Consider the following 17,660-nt stretch of genomic DNA (forward strand, 5'->3'; position numbering starts at 1 on the left):
CCGGCCTACAAATCAAATAACAGGGGTTGGAAATGGATGAGTTAAGAAAAAACGGGCTTCACCGGGATCTCAAGGAGCGTCACATACGCCTCATTGGCCTGGGAACCTGCATCGGTGTCGGCCTGTTTCTGGGCTCTTCGGCGGCCATAAAACTGGCCGGACCTGCGGTGATGCTGGCATATTTGATTGCCGGTTTATTCATCTACGTGGTGATGCGGGCGCTGGGTGAAATGTGCGTCCACAATCCCGTCGCAGGTTCTTTCAGCCGGTATGCCCATGACTATCTGGGCCCCATGGCCGGATTTGTCAGTGGTTGGAACTATTGGTTCCTGTGGATCGTCACGTGCCTGGCAGAGGTCACGGCCGTTGCCATCTACATGGGCGTCTGGTTCCCAAGCGTTGCGCCGTGGATATGGGCCATGACCTCATTAATGCTGATGGTCGCGATCAACCTGCTCTCAGTGAAGGTGTTTGGAGAGTTCGAATTCTGGTTCTCCTTGATTAAGGTCGTGACCATTCTAGGGCTAATCATCACTGGGCTTGGCCTGATCATCTTTGGTATCGGCAACAACGGTCACCCCATGGGCATATCCAACCTATGGAGCCACGGTGGTTTCATGCCACACGGCGTGTTCGGCGTAATGATGGCATTTCAAATGGTGACGTTTGCCTATGGGGGCATCGAAATCATCGGCCTGACAGCAGGAGAAGCCAAGCATCCAAAAACCACGATTCCTCAAGCCATTCGCTCAGTGCCCTGGAGAATCCTGCTGTTCTACGTCGGCGCGATCTTTGTCATTCTGTCGATTTACCCTTGGAATGCCGAAGGTCAAGGCAGCCCCTTCGTCAGTACTTTCGAAGCACTCGGGATCAAATCAGCCGCAGGCCTGATCAATTTCGTGGTAATCACCGCAGCGCTGTCGTCCTGTAACGGAGGCATCTACAGCACGGGTCGCATGCTGATGAATCTGACGGATCAGCAGCAGGCACCCCGGTTTTTCGGCAAAACCACGGTGCACGGTGTACCTCGCCGCGCGTTGATGCTGACGTTGGTCATGTTGTTTATCGGCGTACTGCTCAACTACATGGCGCCAGCCAAGGTATTTATCTGGCTGACCGCGGTCGCTGCCACTGGCAACATCACGACCTGGATTCTGATTCTGCTCGCGCAAATCCGCTTCCGACGAGGACTCATCCAAATCGAGGTCGATACCTGCGATTTCAGAATGCCAGGTTGGCCGCTCACAAGTTATGCAGCGCTGGCCTTTATGCTGTTCGTGCTAGGCATCATGGCTTACATGGAAGATACCCGATTAGGAGTCATCGCCGGGGCCTTGTGGCTCATTTACTTAACCGGTGTTTACTGGACCGTGTATCGAAAGAAAAAAGGTGTATTGGTCAACTCCGTAAGTTACCCCTCCATTGACTGATCTATTACCTGCTCCCGGACTAATTTTTTGGAGGTGCCTCCAAGTGATATCCAGAAATAACTTGAACCGTGCGTTCCCCTCAGTTTGAACTCGCATGCATGAATCTGGCGATACGCAAAAAGCCGTCGCCACTCGTGCGGTTTGGTCACCCTCGTTTGCGGGTTCAGCTGTTTGCTTCCAGAGCAATCTGGAAGCTTTTTTTACAAAACAGCTATCAACATTGAGGTACCACTCAATGCAGCCTGGTACTGCGCCAACTGGAGACCGTAATACGGCAGGTGTGCGCTGACGCCACACTCTCCCTCACTTCTGTCGTAAGCAATCTGCTTTGGTAAAATCCAAGGCATGACTTCCTCACCCAACCTCGACCAAATGCTCCCCGATCAACTGCGAGTATTCGCTTCGCAGTTGATGTCGAAACGCGGCTTGCTCATGCGCATGAGCAACCGAGTGAGATCCCCTGTGCAATTATTCTCGCGGGCGTGGCTTGTAAAGTTGAACTCAGGCCTCCCAGCGAAGCCTTTCCAAGCGTTGCCAGAGAGCCTGCTGCGTAGTCTCAAGGTGGCGAAGACTTGACCAGACCTCTGCCAGTCGTGACACCGTAATCCCTCGCACATCAACCACAAAGCCTGCCTCAAGTAGCTTTTCACGGTTAGCGAAGAGCGCTTGCCCCAGATCATCATCAATCTCTTTCTGCTCGAAGGTTACATCGAAGAAGCGTTCGTGCAGGTCTTGGAACTTGTCCTTGTAACGAACCCTCACCAGAAGCGCCAGATTGTTATTCAACGCTCGGGTTCCGGGGATAGCATTGTCATGCGCGAAACGCGTCCCCACGTCATCCATTCCATGTGGTGCTTCATCGATGTAAAGGAAAGATGTCAACCCATGGACATCGGTTTGAATGCATATTTGTCAGGGTTTAGATCAGGTGTCCGATGTCCATAGACCACACGAATTTTTCACCGAAATGGATCACGTGGTGTCCATGGCAAATACGCGAATTTTGTGGCGAGGAAAGCTAGCGTGACCAAGATGAGCCCGATCCAACAGTCCAAAGCTCATCCAACCTGGTTGTATAACTAGGGCTCTTAAGCTCTCTCCTCATACCCCATTCAGGTGATACAGGGACGCTGGCAGCCCGCAATGTACCTCGCCCCCACTTGGCATTTATCTCATCCAAAACATTCATCACTCGCCCGCTTGATATACCGTATCTGTAAAGCATGAGCACTGTGCTTGAGGCGCTGACTGGACATCCTTACCCTGTACCAGATGTGAATGACGGGCAGCAATCGACCGATTCTGTTGAAAAAGTAGCTCCCCTGTCTGGCCTGCGGCAAAATCTCTGCATTGGCCAGCAGGGAAGCACGCAGCATGATGGGACAGTTATCGAGTGGGCAGGAGCGGCTGTTTTACTCGTTCAACCTTGAAGATCACATCCCAGCCAATCACCTTCTGCGCAGCATTGATCAGTGCCTCGATCTGAGCGACTTGCGCCATTACCTCGCCGACTTTTAAAGCCCGATTGGGCGTCCGTCGATTGATCCCGAACTGATGACTCGCATGCTGATCGTGGGTTATTGCTACGGCATTCGCTCAGAGCGGCGGTTGTGCGAAGAGGCCCATTTGAACCTGGCGTATCGTTGGTTCTGCCGGTTGAGTCTTGAAGATGAAGTCCCTAATCACTCAACCTTTTCCAAGAATAGACACGGACGTTTCCGGGACAGCGAGCTGTTTCGCTGGTTGTTCAATGAAGTGCTGCGTCGCTGCATGGACGCCGGCCTGGTCAAGGGCGAAGGCTTTGCCGTGGACGCCAGCATCATCAAGGCGGATGCCAGCCGGCAGCGCGGTGTACCGGGTGATGAACAGGTCAACTGGAGCGATCCAGGCCTGAGCACTCGCGCTGTGCGCGAGTACCTTGAAGCCCTCGATGAAGAGGCTCTGGCCGAAACGCTACCGAAGCGCCTATCGCTGACTGATCCTCAAGCCCGCTGGACCGCAGCTCCAGGTGGCCCAGCGTTCTACGCTTACTCCACGAATTATCTGATCGATACCGAGCACGGCGTGATCATGGATGTGGAACCCACACCGGCTCATCGAACCGCAGAAGTCGAGAGCACCAAGACGATGATCGATCGGGTCGAAGCGCAGTTCGACATCAAGCCGGAACGGCTGATTGGCGACACCGCTTATGGTACCGCACCGATGCTGGCCTGGATGGTGGAGGAAAAGAACATCGAGCCACATGTGCCGGTGTGGGACAAAACCGAACGCAAGAACGACAGTTTTTCGAGCAACGATTTCCGCTGGAATGAAGAGACTGAGGAATACTGCTGCCCGGCTGGCAATGCATTACGTAGCGAATGGCGAGCCTTCAAGAACGAGCGTTCGCACGTCACCAAAGCCAACACCATCATCTTCCGATCCAGGTAGACCGACTGTGTTGCCTGTCCGATGAAAGCCAAGTGCTGCCCGAACACTGCGTTCCGCAAGATCGCCCGCAGCGTTCATGAAGCCGCGCGCGATGTGGCTCGGCGAATCTCAACGACACCTGCGTACGTGCGCTCTCGCCACGAACGTAAAAAGGTCGAAATGTTGTTTGCCCACCTCAAGCGCATCCTGAAATTGGATCGCTTGCGACTACGTGGCATGAGTGGCGCGACGGATGAATTCACGCTGGCCGCTGCGGTGCAGAACCTGAGACGGCTGGCTAAATTTACATCTCAAGGGCCACCTGCTACGGGATAGGTGCGCCTGCACTCAGCAAAAAACCTCAAACTAACCCGATAACAGAGCAGCAAAGGTCAACGAAGAGCCGAGAAACCACTCAATGTGGTGAGTCGGTTCTCCGGTGGTTGGCGTGCCTGAGTTCAGGCGAGCTGAAAATCCGACTTTTTCAACAGAATCGACCCTCAGCGGCCATTCGCCCCGCTCCGTCAGGGGCCTGCACTAAACTCAGTATTCAGGCTTTGATAGAGGCCCATGTGAATACACCGCATGGCACGTCGAAATGATGATATCCCTTAGCCTGCGGTGGACAGGGTCAGCGTCCATGCGGGGATGCCAAAGTGCCGATATCTTGAAGGTCGCAACAGGCGACGGAAGATTGAAGTTGCCCAGGGTCGAACAGCCATTCGCTGAAGCAGGATCAGCCAGGCAGGATCCAGGCACGATAGCGATCAGCTCTGATTGGCGTGCAATCCTCATCGCGTCTGGATATCCGGGTACCACGACCGTGACGTTTCGCTTCAAATCGATGCGCTCCAGTGCGCCAGTGAGCGACCTGATCGCGCTCCCTTCCTGCAACGCGACGACGTGATTGCAAGCGGCAAACTGCTCAAGGGTGACCTGCTTGTTTTCCAGAATCGGATGCCCGATCCGCGCCACGCCGACATAGTGATCTTGGAAAAGGGCTCGGGTGCGAATCTCGGGGGCGGAAGTTCCGATCCGACCGATCTCCAAGTCGACTGAACCGTCACGAAGCGGTTGCGCGTCTTTGTTGGGTTTCGCCTCGAAACGTAGACAGATGCGTGGAGCCACTTCAAGAACGGCCTTCACCACCGGGCCAGAAAGCCATTCCATGAATGACTGGCTGGCACGAATGGTGAACGTACCCTCGACCGATGCCATGTCAACGTCACTGACCTGCGGTCGCAGAATGGCCCTGGCATCACGGGTCAACTCGTGAACCCGATCACGCATTTCTATGGCGCGAGGCGTAGGAACCAATCCTCGTCCGGCACGCACGAGTAGAGGGTCGCCGGTTACCGCACGTAAGCGCGTAAGCGTGCGACTCATGGCCGAGGTACTGAGATTCAACCGTTGTGCAGCAAGGGTTACGCTGCATTCGGCAAGCAACATATCAAGGGCCAGCAGAAGATTCAGATCAGTGTCGCTCATGGAAGTCCCGCTTTGATAGGCATGTCAGATGAGGCGTTAGATGCAACTATATTGTGATTTTCTTGCGTCTACCGCTTTTTGTATCTCCCTCCTATAGTCAAGGTGAACGCAACGAATACTGGAGACATGAATCATGTCCACAAATGAATTTACCACCCCGCCTCGTACACTCCTCATCATCGGCGCATCACGCGGCATTGGCCATGCCATGGCTGCCGAGTTCCTGAAGAGAGGCTGGAACGTCGTCGGGACGACCCGAGGTACTGCCGAAACGCAGTTGCATGACTTGGCTGCTGAACACAAAGGCCGTGTCGAGATCGAGTCTCTGGACATCACCCAACCCGACGAAATCGAAGCGCTAAGGGGACGTCTTGCCACAAGAAGCTTCGATATGCTCTTCGTCAATGCGGGCACTGCCAATCACAACCAGGATGAAACGATTGCAGAAGTGGCAACGGACGATTTTGTTCGCGTCATGATTACCAATGCGCTGAGTCCAATGCGTGTGATCGAAGGCCTGCAATCTTTGGTAGCTGCAAGCGGGCTGATCGGCGTCATGTCGTCGGGACAAGGTAGCGTGAGTAATAACGAGAAAGGAGGCCACGAGGTTTATCGCGGGAGCAAGGCAGCACTGAACATGTATGTGCGCAGTTATGCTGCACGGCACGCCGAAGACCCTCGAGCCTTGGTGTTATTGGCGCCAGGCTGGATCCGTACAGCACTCGGAGGGCCAAACGCGCCATTCGGCCTGGAGGAAACCGTCCCGAAAATCGTCAGCACACTGCTCTCACAGCAAGGCAAGCAAGGTCTGCGGTATATCGACCGTGAAGGTAAAACCGTCCCATGGTGATCACTTATCACAGCGCCTCGCACTCGCGCCTTAAGCAGCGCAAACGCATGAGTGCCAAGCGAGATATTCAATGAAGCTGATTGGAATAGAAGAGCACTTCCTGACTGTCGAAATACGCGATGCCTGGAATTCACTCCAGCTGGAGGCCCTCGATCCGAGCGTGGCGTTTCATTCAGGGGCAATCGAGGGCCGCCTCTTGGATTTAGCTGAAAAGCGCCTCGTGCTGATGGACGAAACCGGCCTGGACGTTCAAGTTTTGTCGCTGACTACGCCTGGGCTACATGATTTCGGCGCTGACAGCGTCGCGATTGCACGACGCGCAAATGATCTATTGGCCGAAACCGTCGCACGACATCCCACGCGGTTTCAAGCATTAGCGACCCTCCCTGTCGCTATGCCGGAGGAAGCGGCGCAGGAGTTGGATCGGTGTGTCAGGACGCTGGGTTTCAAGGGTACGATGCTGTGCGGTAGGGTTGGGACTCGCAACCTTGACCATCCAGATCTTATGCCTATCTTTGAATGCGCGCATACGCTGAGGGTGCCGATCCTGCTTCACCCTCGTGTCCCGGCAGTGGCCGTCAGAGATGCTTACTATTCGGGGTTCGAACCTCGAGTCAATGCCGCCTTTGCGACTTATGGGCTGGGTTGGCACTATGATGCAGGGATACAATTTATCAGGCTTGTTCTCTCTGGTTTATTTGATCGGTTACCTGACCTTCAGGTGATTCTGGGGCACTGGGGTGAGTTGGTGGTGTTCTATGCAGAGCGACTGGCGGCTATGGATGGCGTTAGTGGATTGGCTCATTCGATGTCCACTTACTTGCGAAGAAATTTATACCTGACCGCCAGTGGCATGTTTCTTCCGAATTACTTGGCGCGGGCCCGCGAGGTTGTTGGAGAGGATCGTTTGTTGTTTTCAACAGACTTTCCATATCAGTACCGCCCTGGCGGCGATGCCAGACGTTTCCTGGAAAATTGCGGACTCACTGACAGCGCCCAGGCAAAATTTGCTCATGGCAATTGGACAAGACTCACTGGCAGTACCCCAGACAGCAATGATTGAGTTGCTGTTGATTTTGCTGAAGGGCACAGCGACCCAGAGGATGTAGAGTGGTTAATCAGGCCACCCCATCGCTGGTAGCCGTTGCCCGATTTCACTGGCCTGCTGTGTGGGAAAACGAGTCAGCACGTCCTTCTGACAAGCATACGGATCATGCCCGTTCATGCGCGCATGAGTAGATCAAACGTAACCGTCCGGCCAAGTCACCTACCGAACTCCAGCATTAAGGGCGATGGTGTCCGCGTATTTTGATCTGACCCCGAGTCATGCATGTTGCATCGTGAGGTGCAGTTCTTCTAGCTCAACAATGTGGTCTGGATCCCGCTCCGCTGCAAAGTGCCACCCTGTTGCACCGCATGGGCGAACTCTGCGTGCTGTTCCAAACTCAGAAATGGGAGAACCAGGGCAATAGCGTGGACGAAGAAACGCTCTTGCACGCAGTGCGCGATTTTGCAGCGCCTTTTGCCGTTCGCTTGAAAGCATGCTGGGGTCTGCCAATGGTTCTACGTGAATTGATAGGCGCTATTTATGCGTTGCCTCCCATGCACGTTCGCCGTGAACAAGTGGTCATGCGTCTTGCCGCTGCCATAAACAATGGCGAACCCGAAGCAGATGTTGAAAGACTTCAACGATTGGCCGGCTTGACCTAAGCGTATTTAGGGCTTACAGGTTGGACTGGTCATGTTCGTCTCGGGAGGAACAACCTGAGAGTCAGTAAAAACGATTCGATACCCTCCTAAATAGGTTACTCCCGTTCAGGTTTCCTCGCGTCGGAGCTGACCGCCTCCATGATCGCGGTCAGCTCATCCAGGAGTTCGCCGTGGCAGCGGGTTAAGTAGCCCGATATGGTTTCATTACGTAGCAGTCGGGCGAGATAACCCTTCGCGACTACCAGGATCAGCATCGTCTCCCCCAGCGTGTCTTCAACGACTTTGTAATCGTGATACAGCTTCTCCATCTCGCGTTCCATCCTTGCAATTTCTTCGACGCTGACCTCGACGGAGAGCTTGGATTTTTTTTCGATCAACATTTCCGGACGCGTAGCGGCGAGCACCATGCTTGCATAGGTCTGGGTAAAGCAGTTGGCGGAAACCATCAGCTCCACCGCTTCAATCTGGCGCATGGGTTTCATTTTTCTTAACGTTCGGAACACGTCTTGGCTGACCATTTTGACTTTGAGCATTTCCACTACTTCGGGCGCTATGCCATCGAGTAAGTGTTGCCGCTCATGGATGCGCTCCACATTGATACCCAATACCTTCGCAATCAGGGTAGGAGAAATGCCCTTATGGATGGCGGTGAGAATCATCTTGTGCTCTTGCACGGGCGTCAGGCGGTTGATCTGCCGGTTGTAGGTGAACCCTTCGTCATCGGTCGATAGCAGGCAGAGCGCCTCACTGGCACCCAGTGCTTTAAGTGCGTGTAAGCGAAGATGGCCGTCGAGCAACACGAATGCTGCTGCACCCTCCACATTGGTTTGTTGTCGATGGACCGCGAGCGGCTCAATGACACCCAGTTCCCGAATGGATGTCAGGATCGTGGCGTATTTTTTGCTCTGCTCGATATCCTTATCCAGGGTTCGGGTGGGCAGAATTCGGTCGAGTGGAACCGGGATGATCTGCCGCTCAAAAGCTTGTTTAACCTGGCCCATGATCACCCCTCGCCTTGGATACGGTCTGCCAACGACTTAGGCATGTCCTGGATTTTTTCGCTGCGAAGCAGCGTACAGAAGTAGTCGTCGGCCAGCAGTCGACGCATGGCGGTTACCATGATCAGTAGACGTTGCTCATTGATGTCTGATTTTTTAATCATGACTCGCTGGCGTCTGACCTCGGTCTGGTAGGCACTGAGGAGCTTTTGAGGCGTCGTGAGATGTTCGGCGGCTAATCGCCGTTGACCGTAGTGTTTTCCCAAGGCCCGGCGTCTATCGATCAAGCGTCTGACTTTAATCAATTGCTCGCCTTTTAAGACACCTGTCTCGTAGGCCTTCACCATGGCCACTTGCACTTCGGTATCACTGGATCTAGCCACCTCGGTTGCGACGGTAATGGGTAACCAGCCCTTCTCGACAGCGGCGATGAGCCGTTCCTCTCCTTGACGTAACAGCACGAGGATGGCGTTGATGTAGGTGGGATCCAGGCTGGTTTTGATGCTGATCTGTTTGGTTGTGTAGCCGCGCTCGGACAGAATTTGAATGGAGTAGAGCAAGTCCTTGTTTGAGTGTTTACGGCGGGCAAGGTTTTCTACCAGGCTGATGAGAAACCGGTCGGCTTCACTGGCACTGACGACTACACACGGTATTTCTCGTTCACCGAGCGCACAAAAGGCTTCGTATCGGCCTTGCCCGCAGACCAATTCGAATGAGCCTTTGCTCTCCTGGTCACTGCTGGGAGTGACCGTAATCGGTCGCTTTAAACCCAAGTTCGAAATGTTCTCGACCAGCTTGGCGAACACCTGTTTATTGCGGGCTCGGGGATTGAGGACGCGGATACGATCCAGGCTCACCATTTGGATCGTAGTGGCTTCCCCGACATGGTGCGGGCTTCGAGGGTGTTGCGGCATATTCATGCGGCTCTCCCAACGACAGTGCGACGAGAAAGTTGCGCGAGTGCTTCGAGGCTGTCGTAGCGATAGATTTCCAAATTGGATGCGTTGGACTCACTCAGACGGATGTTGGGCTGTTGAATATCAAGTGTCGGCAGGATGTAGTAATCGCGGGCGATCTCTTCGCCGGGCTCCATCCGTACGGCGACGGTGATATCCGGTGACAAGCCAAGATCGAAGCGTATTTTCCAGCGAGCGCCCCCTGAGCCTCTGGCCTGGCAGCGGCAAAGGACCAGGGAAATCAACAATTCTTCGTTCACTTGCAGCAGGTCGCTGATAGGGTCAATAGCCACTCTGCCACCGACTTGCTGAATATTTTCCACGGTCCTGGCCAGCAGAAGCGGATGCATCATCCGAAGTTGGTGGTTGGCCGCGACGTAGTCGTAATCGCGTACAGGCGTGTAGCCGATCAGTGAGTACGTACGCAGGAGGCTGCCGAATCGATACTGATAGGCTGTACTGGAGGGACAACTGTCAGATTCATTGATGATCAGGCCAGACAGATAGCCCGCTTTCTCATAGAGCTTTTTGAGTCTCTCCAGCATTTCGGCATCGGGCATGCGATAGCTGCGTGATTGGATGATCTCCCTGGCTGCGGCGAACAGTACCGGGTCGACTAAAGCCGGAAATGCACCGTCTGCCCGAATCCATTGGTCCGGAGGGTTACGCACGTGTTCATCTTTGAGCTTGAAAGATGAGCGGTTCCAGACATTATTTCCTATGTATTTTTCATTGGTCAGCACCTGGTGGACTGCACCCTTGGTCCATGGCCTGGCCAAGTCGCTTTGGAGCCCGCGATTATTTAACTGCTCGGCAATCTCATTTTCGGTGTAGCCCGCCTCAACAAATTGCTCATAGATCCATTGGACCGTCGCGACCTCCTCCAGCGGCCCAGGAATCAGCTTGATACGGTCGGTCTGGATACTCTTGTGTTGACCTAAGACCAGTTCAGCTTTTGGGGCGCCGGATGCATCCACGAGTTGCCGTCTAAGCCCATAGCCTGCCATCCCCCCTTGTCGGTAGCCCATTTGGATCAGACGTGCCTGCCCTGCAAAGACTTTCACCGATAATTCACGGCTGTATTCACCGGCCATCATTCGTTTCAGATTCTTGACGACGTTCGAAAGTGGAGAGCCATCATTCGCAAATTGCTCTGCGCAATAGTGAACTGAAACACCTGCCTGCCGGCACCGTACCTCGAAGCTGGCGGCCAAATCAGGATCTTGGAATCGGCCCCAGCGGCTGACGTCGTATACGAGAATGGTGGAGAAACGGACTTGGCCACCCTCAACGTCGGTGAACAGTTGAATCAAAGCATCACGCCCTTCCAAGCGAAGACCACTTTTACCGGCGTCCGTATAAATTTTGACGATTTCGAGGGAGTGCGCCGCCGCGTAGAGCTTGATTGTGTCGAGCTGGTTTTCAGTCGAGTACTGCTGATGCTCTGTGGACATCCGGACGTAGGCAGCTGCCAAATATGGGTCTTGGCGAGTGTCTTCTGATTGAGCACTTCTACGACTGCGCATACGCAATAGCCCCTGCGTGCATCCACACTGGATGTGCGCCGTTGGGGCGTACCCATTCTGCTGGCTACTCAAGCGAGCGGTGTGTCTTACCAACGATAGAGGATCAAAGGGGGAAAAATGTTTCCTAAAAAGGGCAATACTTTTCCGAACAGACAGGAGTACGCATCGGGGTTGGCCATGGCGTTACGAGGTGAATTGGGCTCGACGCACCAAGCCGTGAAGACGCTGATGAGGTGGACAAATGCAAACGAACGGACTGCCAAGAACTGGTTAAAAGGGACCTGTGGCCCTCGTGGAGAACATTTGGCTCGTCTTATTCAACACTCCGACGCCGTCTTGGCAAGCTTCCTCGAGATGGCCGAGCGCAACAGCGTTGTAATGCGCGCGACGCTTCCATCATTGAGGACGGATTTGATGCGAGCGGTGGATGCCATTGACTGTTGTTTGTCCGTGGCGAGCGGAGCGGAGCCGGATTGAAGTGATACTGTTCTGAACTCTGATGGAGGCCGGCTCATCTAAGTTCTCCGAGCACGTCATTACCCTGAACCTTGAGCACTATTTGGGTATTTCAGTCGTCGTTCCCGATATCGCAGATGAGACCGCTCAAAGAGTATTAGCGTTGCTCAAGCTGACTCAGCAGCCTCCTTTCAGGTAAGCCCGTTTCGACAAAGATCATTAACGCGGGCGGTGTCTGCCATAGGGCTGGATTTACGCAAGGTGAGTTGGCCGGACGCTTAGTGCGCCAGTTAAAGCTGGCGGAGGATAGTCGATGAAAGTTCGATACTGGTAAGAAATGGCGAATCAACCAGACCCCGAGTCATGCATGTTGCACCGTGAGGTGCAGGGTGAAGCGTTGACAGGGGAAACCGATGGGCCAGCCATTGAGCCGCGTAATCAGGAATCCGGGATGCCGATGCTGTTAGATACGCAAAGAAAGCCCAAGGGCCAATGCCCCAAGGAAGTACGGAATCGGCCGAAGCCGCAAAAGTGAAGGGCCAGAAACGGCGAATCCCGCTCTAGGCAGGATTCTCAGCCGTCGATTGCATGCGTTCGACGGGGCAGGACGCTGTTACTTGGCACTGGGCCATCTGACTTTCATCAGAAGCGGGGTGCGATCCGAAGATCCCTGTAACCACCCTGTGATTCACGCCTAGGCGCAGATGAATAGTAGTCAATCCATTATCACTAGGTCAATCATGCTGTCACCTCTTGGATCACCTAGATTCACCCCCGATCATTCCTCTGCCCCCGTTCAGAGCTGGCCCTGACAGCGAATTCATCGGCCAAGCTGGCAGGTGTTGTCATCAGCGCGGAATTGACCCCGTTACCGAAATTCCACTGACCCGGCAACTGGGTCAATTCCGCGTCGGTGGCAACAATAGGTGCCGCCTCAGGCCGATGGGATCTATATAAAAGAAGGGTTTAAAGTTTGGGCTTTGTGAAAGCCCAAAACTCAGGAATAGGCCGGGCCTCTTGGGTCTTAGCGACCCTATTCCGCCACCAAAGGTTTTGGCGGAACCAAGCTCGAAAGCTTGGCGGCATGGGCACTCACCTTTACGGCATCACCGGCATGCGCGCTCCACTGCCGGATTTTACGATCCCTTCCTTTATATGCACAATCCTCGTTGATGAACGGAGGGGCCCGGAGCGCTGCTGGTGAGGGTGATGCATCTATTCTGTGAATCCAGTAGGCTTTTCTCATCTTTTTTGTGAGTCCCAACCGGCGGCCTCACAAAAAAAATGATTTTTCGCCTGTGTTTGCTGGGGCTTCCGAATCATCTATTTTGTGAACCTACACTGTCCCCTGGTTACACCGACGCGCCCGTACACGTCAAAGAGCGAAGCTGTCGATAATCGCCTGCTTGACCAGCAGCACCGCGCCATCCGTCTGCGCATGGGTGCGCCAGCCCAGCTCGATGGGATAGTGCGGCAGGTCGATGGGACAGGGGAGCATCTGGATATCGCATAACCCGGCGATTGCCCGGGCGGCATGGGTGGGCAAGGTCGCCACCGCCGACGAGCCCTTCAGCAGGAAGGGCAAGGCCGCGAAATGCGTGGTGGCGGTGACGACCTTGCGGCTCAAGCCCCTGGCCGCCAGCCCCTCGTCGACGATACCGATAAAACCTCCCGAGGAGATCAGGATGTGCTCGCGGGTCACATAGTCCTGCAGATCGAGGGCGGTCCTGTCCCCCAGGCTGGCGCGATCCACCAGGCAGGCATAACCGCCCTCCCCGAGCAGATGCCGACCCAGCAGCCGATTGGGGATGCCGCCGGCGGTGATGGTCAGATCGAACTGGCGCTCCATCAGGGCATCGACCGCGATCTGGCTGTGGGTCTGGCGAAAAATCAGCCGCAGGTTTTTCGCCCGTTGCGCCACGGTTTCGATCAACTGGCGACCGAGGGCAATTTCAAAGTCGTCGGACAGGCCGATGGTCACCGAGCGCCCTTCATAACCGGCCAGGGACGGCTGGACCAGGGAAAAGCTCTGGCGACATTTGTTCAAGGCATCGGAGATCACCGGCTTGAGCTGGTTGGCGATCAGGGTCGGCGACAAGCCCCGGCCGGTGCGGACAAAGAGCTGATCGCCGTACATCGCGCGCAGGCGGTTCAAGGCGGCGCTGACCGCGGACTGGGTCAGCCCGAGCTGCAACGCCGCGCGACTGGCGCTGCCTTCGTCATGCAGGGCTTCGAAGACCTTGAGCAGGTTGAGATCGGTACTGTTGATATTCATCCGGTTTGTACTGCTTGCCAATGAAGGCAGCCAGATTAATACATCAGCCCCAAGGCGTCGCGACCTGCCTCAGCCGTTCAACCCGGGTTGCCGACCGGTTCAGTCCCCTTCGCCTCCTCCAGCAAGGCCTGGATCAGCCTTTCCTGCTCGGCATAAGCGCCTTCGCCAAAATGGCTGTAGCGCACCTGGCCCTTGGCGTCGATCAGGTAATGCGCCGGCCAGAACTGATTATCGAAGGCGTGCCAGATCCTGTAGTCGCTGTCGACGGCCACCGGGTAGCCGATGCCGAGTCGCCTGACCTGCTGGCGGACATTGGCCGGGATTTTTTCCTCGGCATATTCGGGGGTGTGCACCCCGATCACCACCAGCCCGTCCTTGGCATACTTTTTCGCCCATTGATTCACATAAGGCAGCGTGTGCAGGCAGTTGATGCACTCGTAAGTCCAGAAGTCCACCAGCACCACCTTGCCGCGCAGTGACTCGCGGCTCAGGGGTTCGGAATTGAGCCATTCGACCGCCCCGGCGAGGGACGGCATCGGGCGCTCGCTGGCGGATTGCGCGCTGACCCTGGCAACGATGTAGTCGGTCACCACCGAGACCGTTCGCAGAACCCCTTGCTGGATCTGGCCGCCTGCCGGGGAAGTGCAGCTGATACCCCCGGCAATCAGCACCGCCGCCAATACGGCGGTAGCACCCGCCACGCGTCGCCACCCGGCCATCCGTCAATCCTCGACGATCAGCGTGACATCGACATTGCCGCGAATGGCCCGTGAGTACGGGCACGTCTGGTGGGCGCGATCCACCAGGCTCTGTACCTGCTCGCGGGAGAAACCCGGGATGGCGATACGCAACTCGACCTCAAGGCCATAGTTGCCGGCGGCGTCCTTGCCCAGGCCGACCTTGCTGGTGACCCGGGTGGTGGCCGGCAAGACCCCCTTGTCCTGGGCCGCCGCCAGCTTCATGGCCCCCAGGAAGCAGGCCGAGTGGCCGGCGGCGAACAGTTGCTCGGGGTTGGTCCCGGGGCCGCCGGCACCACCCAACTCGCGGGGCGTGGACAACGGCAGATCCAGCGCGCCATCGGTAGAGAGGGCGCGACCTTCACGGCCGCCGGTCACGGAAGTCTGGCCTGCATAAAAAACGCTTTCGAGGGACATGGGCTGCTCCTGGGTGTTGAGGGAATCGACTGGACGTAGTTAAACGCCAGCCTGTATCGCCTCTGTGTCCCGATTGCCCTCGACGTTAAGCCAGTGTTTCCAGGGGCGGTCCCTACACAGTGCGATACAAACCGCTCCCCTCGGCGTCCCGCCAGGCTTACCACTTATAGGTCGCGCTGGCCTGTAGCGTACGGGTCGCGCCCCAGTAGCAGAGGAAACCGTTGCTGCAATAGGCCAGGTATTCCTTGTTGAACAGGTTGCTGGCATTCAGGGCCAGGCGCCAATGTTCGACGTCGTAGTGCGCCGAAGCATCGAACAAGGTGCGCGCCGGGACCTTCAGCTGGTTGTCGGAACTGCCGTAGCTCGCTCCGAAGTAACGCGCGCCGCCCCCGAAGCCGATCCCCTTGAGGGCCCCGTCATGGAAGGTGTAGTCGGCCCACAACGACGCGCTTTCGCCAGGAATGCCGGTGGGGTGCTCACCCTGGTCGCCGTCGTTGGAATGCACGATGCGCTGGTCCATCCAGGTGTAGAAACCGATCAGGCTGAGGTTGTCGGTCAGTTCGCCATGGGCTTCCAGCTCGAGGCCGCGGGAGCGGATTTCACCTTTCTGGGTCTCGTAGTTCGGGTCCACGTCATCGGTGGTCAGGACGTTCTGCTGGCGCAGGTCGAACACCGCCGCGCTGTAGAGGCTGCGCGACCCGACCGGCTGGTACTTGATACCGACTTCATACTGCTTGCCGGTGGTCGGCACAAAGGTCTTGCCCTCGCGATCCGTGCCGACCTGCGGCTGGAACGACTCGCTGTAGCTGGCATAGGGTGCCAGGCCATTGTCGAAGACATAGCTCAGGCCCGAGCGCCAGGTGAGCTTGCTGTCGCGCTGGCGCGTGTTGCTCAGGTTCGCCCCGGTCAGCTTGGCGTCCTGGTTGTCATAGGTGCTCGCCCAGTCCTGGCGGGCGCCGATCAGCCAGCGCCAGTGGTCGAGGCTGAGCTGATCCTGCACATAGGCGCCGAACTGGCTCTGGGTGGTGTATTGCGAGGTGGTCACCGGCACCGTCGGCAAGGCACTGAAATTCGGGTTGTAGATATTGATCGCGTTCGGGAAATACTGGCCGCCGCGGTTGATCTGCTGCTGCAGGCGCTGGAGGTCGGCGCCCATCAGCACCGAGTGCTTGATCGCCCCCGTGGCGAAATCGGCCTGCAACTGGTTATCCATGGCGAACTGGCCCAGGTGCTCGTCGTTGACGTTGGCCCACAACGGCGCGGTCTGCAGATCGGCATCCAGGGGACCGGTCAGCGAGGTCTGGTAGTAGTCGACATCGTCATGCAGATAGCGGGTGTTCTGGCGGAAGGTCCAGGTGTCGTTGAAGCGGTGGCTGAACTGGTAGCCGAGGGAAAACTGGGTGCGCTTGAAGCGGTCGCGATCCGGGTCGCCCAGGTAGTCGTTCGGGTGCAGGTTGCCGTTGGGATTGCGCAACACGCTGCCGTACACCGGCACCGGGTTGAACAGACCGCCTTGCGGGTCGTATTGATAGTTGGCCAGGACCGTCAGGCGGGTGTCGTCGTCGATCTGCCAGCTCACCGCCGGGGCAATGGCAAAACGTTGCTCCTGGATATGATCGGTCTGGGTATCGGCCATCCGCCCCAGGCCCGTCAGGCGATAGCTGAACTTGCCCTGGTCATCCAGCGGCCCGCCGAAATCGAAGCCGGCCTGGTAACGATCGTCATTGCCGACCCCGACCTGGATCACGTGCAACGGCGTGTCGGTCGGCTGCTTGCTCTGCATGTCCACCAGCCCGCCCGGCCCGCTTTGCCCGTAGAGCACCGAAGCCGGTCCGCGCAGGACATCGACGCGCTCGAGGAACCAGGGGTCGATGCGTGGGTTGGCGAACCAGGTGGTGCGGTTGAGCTTGAGCCCGTCCAGATAGGAATCGGCATCGAACCCACGAATCGACAGCTGATCGAAGCGCAGGTCGTTGTCCTGGGAATACACCCCCGGGGTGTAGCGCAGGGCCTGGTCGAGGGTCTGCGCGGCCTGGTCATCCATCTGCTGGCGGGTCACCACCGAGATCGACTGCGGGGTTTCCAGCAAGGTGGCCGCGGTCTTGGTCCCGACCACGGTCTTGCGCGCCACATAACCCTGCACCGGGCCGTCCGCCGGTTCATCTTCGCTGGCGGTGACCGCCGTGGTGCCCAGGGTCAGCGGCCCCTCGGCGGCCCAGGCCGGGGTATTCAACAGCAGCAGGACCGAGGCCAATCCAGAGAGGCAGAACCCGGACGAAGACAAAGCGAGCGGCATGACTGATTCCTTTGCAGAAGCATTACTTTTGATAATGCGTCTTATTTAATATTGAATCTCATTCGCCAGTCGGTCATTCTTCTGTGCAAAGGGGTCAACTAGTGGCCGT

Annotated in this window: 13 protein-coding genes and 4 pseudogenes; 6 read left to right on the plus strand and 11 right to left on the minus strand. The window is 56.4% G+C overall.

Annotated features, from left to right (window positions below; genetic code table 11):
* Nucleotides 1-32 precede the first annotated feature (32 nt).
* A complete protein-coding gene (locus CWE01_RS20930) occupies nt 33-1,430 on the plus strand; it encodes an amino acid permease (protein WP_100942448.1) in 1,398 nt (465 codons plus the stop codon).
* A gap of 501 nt (nt 1,431-1,931) precedes the next feature.
* Here the strand turns inward: CWE01_RS20930 and CWE01_RS33335 are convergent.
* Together CWE01_RS33335 and CWE01_RS20940 are read right to left on the minus strand one after the other, a co-directional pair.
* Nucleotides 1,932-2,216 (minus strand): hypothetical protein, encoded by a 285-nt coding sequence (locus CWE01_RS33335; protein WP_157815251.1) that lies wholly within the window; start codon nt 2,214-2,216, stop codon nt 1,932-1,934.
* 232 nt (nt 2,217-2,448) lie between these two features.
* A pseudogene (locus tag CWE01_RS20940) lies at nt 2,449-2,634 on the minus strand (DUF4113 domain-containing protein); the annotation flags it as partial.
* Between the two features lie 170 nt (nt 2,635-2,804).
* Here CWE01_RS20940 and CWE01_RS20945 point away from each other — a divergent pair.
* Nucleotides 2,805-4,178 (plus strand): annotated as a pseudogene (locus CWE01_RS20945) (transposase).
* A 207-nt stretch (nt 4,179-4,385) separates the two neighbouring features.
* Here the strand turns inward: CWE01_RS20945 and CWE01_RS20950 are convergent.
* Nucleotides 4,386-5,330, minus strand: a complete 945-nt coding sequence (locus CWE01_RS20950; protein ID WP_100942450.1) for a LysR family transcriptional regulator — start codon at nt 5,328-5,330, stop codon at nt 4,386-4,388.
* Nucleotides 5,331-5,463: 133 nt separating this feature from the next.
* Here CWE01_RS20950 and CWE01_RS20955 point away from each other — a divergent pair, with 133 nt between their 5' ends.
* Both CWE01_RS20955 and CWE01_RS20960 read left to right on the plus strand, forming a co-directional pair.
* A complete protein-coding gene (locus tag CWE01_RS20955; RefSeq protein ID WP_100942451.1) occupies nt 5,464-6,180 on the plus strand; it encodes an SDR family oxidoreductase in 717 nt (238 codons plus the stop codon).
* A gap of 70 nt (nt 6,181-6,250) precedes the next feature.
* Nucleotides 6,251-7,243 (plus strand): amidohydrolase family protein, encoded by a 993-nt coding sequence (locus CWE01_RS20960; RefSeq protein ID WP_100942452.1) that lies wholly within the window; start codon nt 6,251-6,253, stop codon nt 7,241-7,243.
* Nucleotides 7,244-7,294: 51 nt separating this feature from the next.
* On the opposite strand, the pseudogene CWE01_RS33605 reads toward CWE01_RS20960, so the two are convergent.
* Nucleotides 7,295-7,411 (minus strand): annotated as a pseudogene (locus tag CWE01_RS33605) (transposase domain-containing protein); the annotation flags it as partial.
* 185 nt (nt 7,412-7,596) lie between these two features.
* On the opposite strand from CWE01_RS33605, the gene CWE01_RS20965 reads away from it, so the two are divergent.
* On the plus strand, nt 7,597-7,890 hold the full coding sequence (locus CWE01_RS20965; protein WP_100942453.1) for a hypothetical protein: 294 nt from the start codon (nt 7,597-7,599) through the stop codon (nt 7,888-7,890).
* Between the two features lie 95 nt (nt 7,891-7,985).
* On the opposite strand, the gene CWE01_RS20970 is transcribed toward CWE01_RS20965, so the two are convergent.
* Genes CWE01_RS20970 through CWE01_RS20980 form a run of 3 tightly spaced genes read right to left on the minus strand, consistent with a single transcriptional unit; the run spans nt 7,986 to nt 11,370 of the window.
* On the minus strand, nt 7,986-8,891 hold the full coding sequence (locus CWE01_RS20970; RefSeq protein WP_100942454.1) for a plasmid partitioning protein RepB C-terminal domain-containing protein: 906 nt from the start codon (nt 8,889-8,891) through the stop codon (nt 7,986-7,988).
* 2 nt (nt 8,892-8,893) lie between these two features.
* On the minus strand, nt 8,894-9,808 hold the full coding sequence (locus tag CWE01_RS20975) for a plasmid partitioning protein RepB C-terminal domain-containing protein (protein ID WP_100942455.1): 915 nt from the start codon (nt 9,806-9,808) through the stop codon (nt 8,894-8,896).
* Complete coding sequence (locus tag CWE01_RS20980) at nt 9,805-11,370, minus strand: recombinase family protein (RefSeq protein WP_100942456.1); 1,566 nt, start codon at nt 11,368-11,370, stop codon at nt 9,805-9,807. Before CWE01_RS20980 ends, CWE01_RS20975 begins: the two co-directional genes overlap by 4 nt.
* Nucleotides 11,371-11,487: 117 nt before the next feature.
* On the opposite strand from CWE01_RS20980, the gene CWE01_RS33945 reads away from it, so the two are divergent.
* Nucleotides 11,488-11,847 (plus strand): hypothetical protein, encoded by a 360-nt coding sequence (locus CWE01_RS33945; RefSeq protein ID WP_100942457.1) that lies wholly within the window; start codon nt 11,488-11,490, stop codon nt 11,845-11,847.
* Between the two features lie 1,354 nt (nt 11,848-13,201).
* Here the strand turns inward: CWE01_RS33945 and CWE01_RS20995 are convergent.
* The 4 genes and pseudogenes from CWE01_RS20995 to CWE01_RS21010 form a co-directional block, all read right to left on the minus strand.
* Complete coding sequence (locus CWE01_RS20995; protein ID WP_100942459.1) at nt 13,202-14,101, minus strand: LysR family transcriptional regulator; 900 nt, start codon at nt 14,099-14,101, stop codon at nt 13,202-13,204.
* Between the two features lie 77 nt (nt 14,102-14,178).
* Nucleotides 14,179-14,820 (minus strand): annotated as a pseudogene (locus CWE01_RS21000) (thioredoxin family protein); the annotation flags it as partial.
* Between the two features lie 3 nt (nt 14,821-14,823).
* Complete coding sequence (locus tag CWE01_RS21005; protein WP_100942461.1) at nt 14,824-15,255, minus strand: organic hydroperoxide resistance protein; 432 nt, start codon at nt 15,253-15,255, stop codon at nt 14,824-14,826.
* Between the two features lie 157 nt (nt 15,256-15,412).
* The gene (locus CWE01_RS21010) at nt 15,413-17,551 is read right to left on the minus strand and encodes a TonB-dependent siderophore receptor (RefSeq protein ID WP_100942462.1); all 2,139 of its coding nucleotides are present in this window, start codon (nt 17,549-17,551) and stop codon (nt 15,413-15,415) included.
* Nucleotides 17,552-17,660: the final 109 nt, after the last annotated feature.

Origin of the sequence: Pseudomonas sp. QS1027 (assembly GCF_002814235.1) — a bacterium.
Taxonomy (GTDB): Bacteria; Pseudomonadota; Gammaproteobacteria; order Pseudomonadales; family Pseudomonadaceae; genus Aquipseudomonas.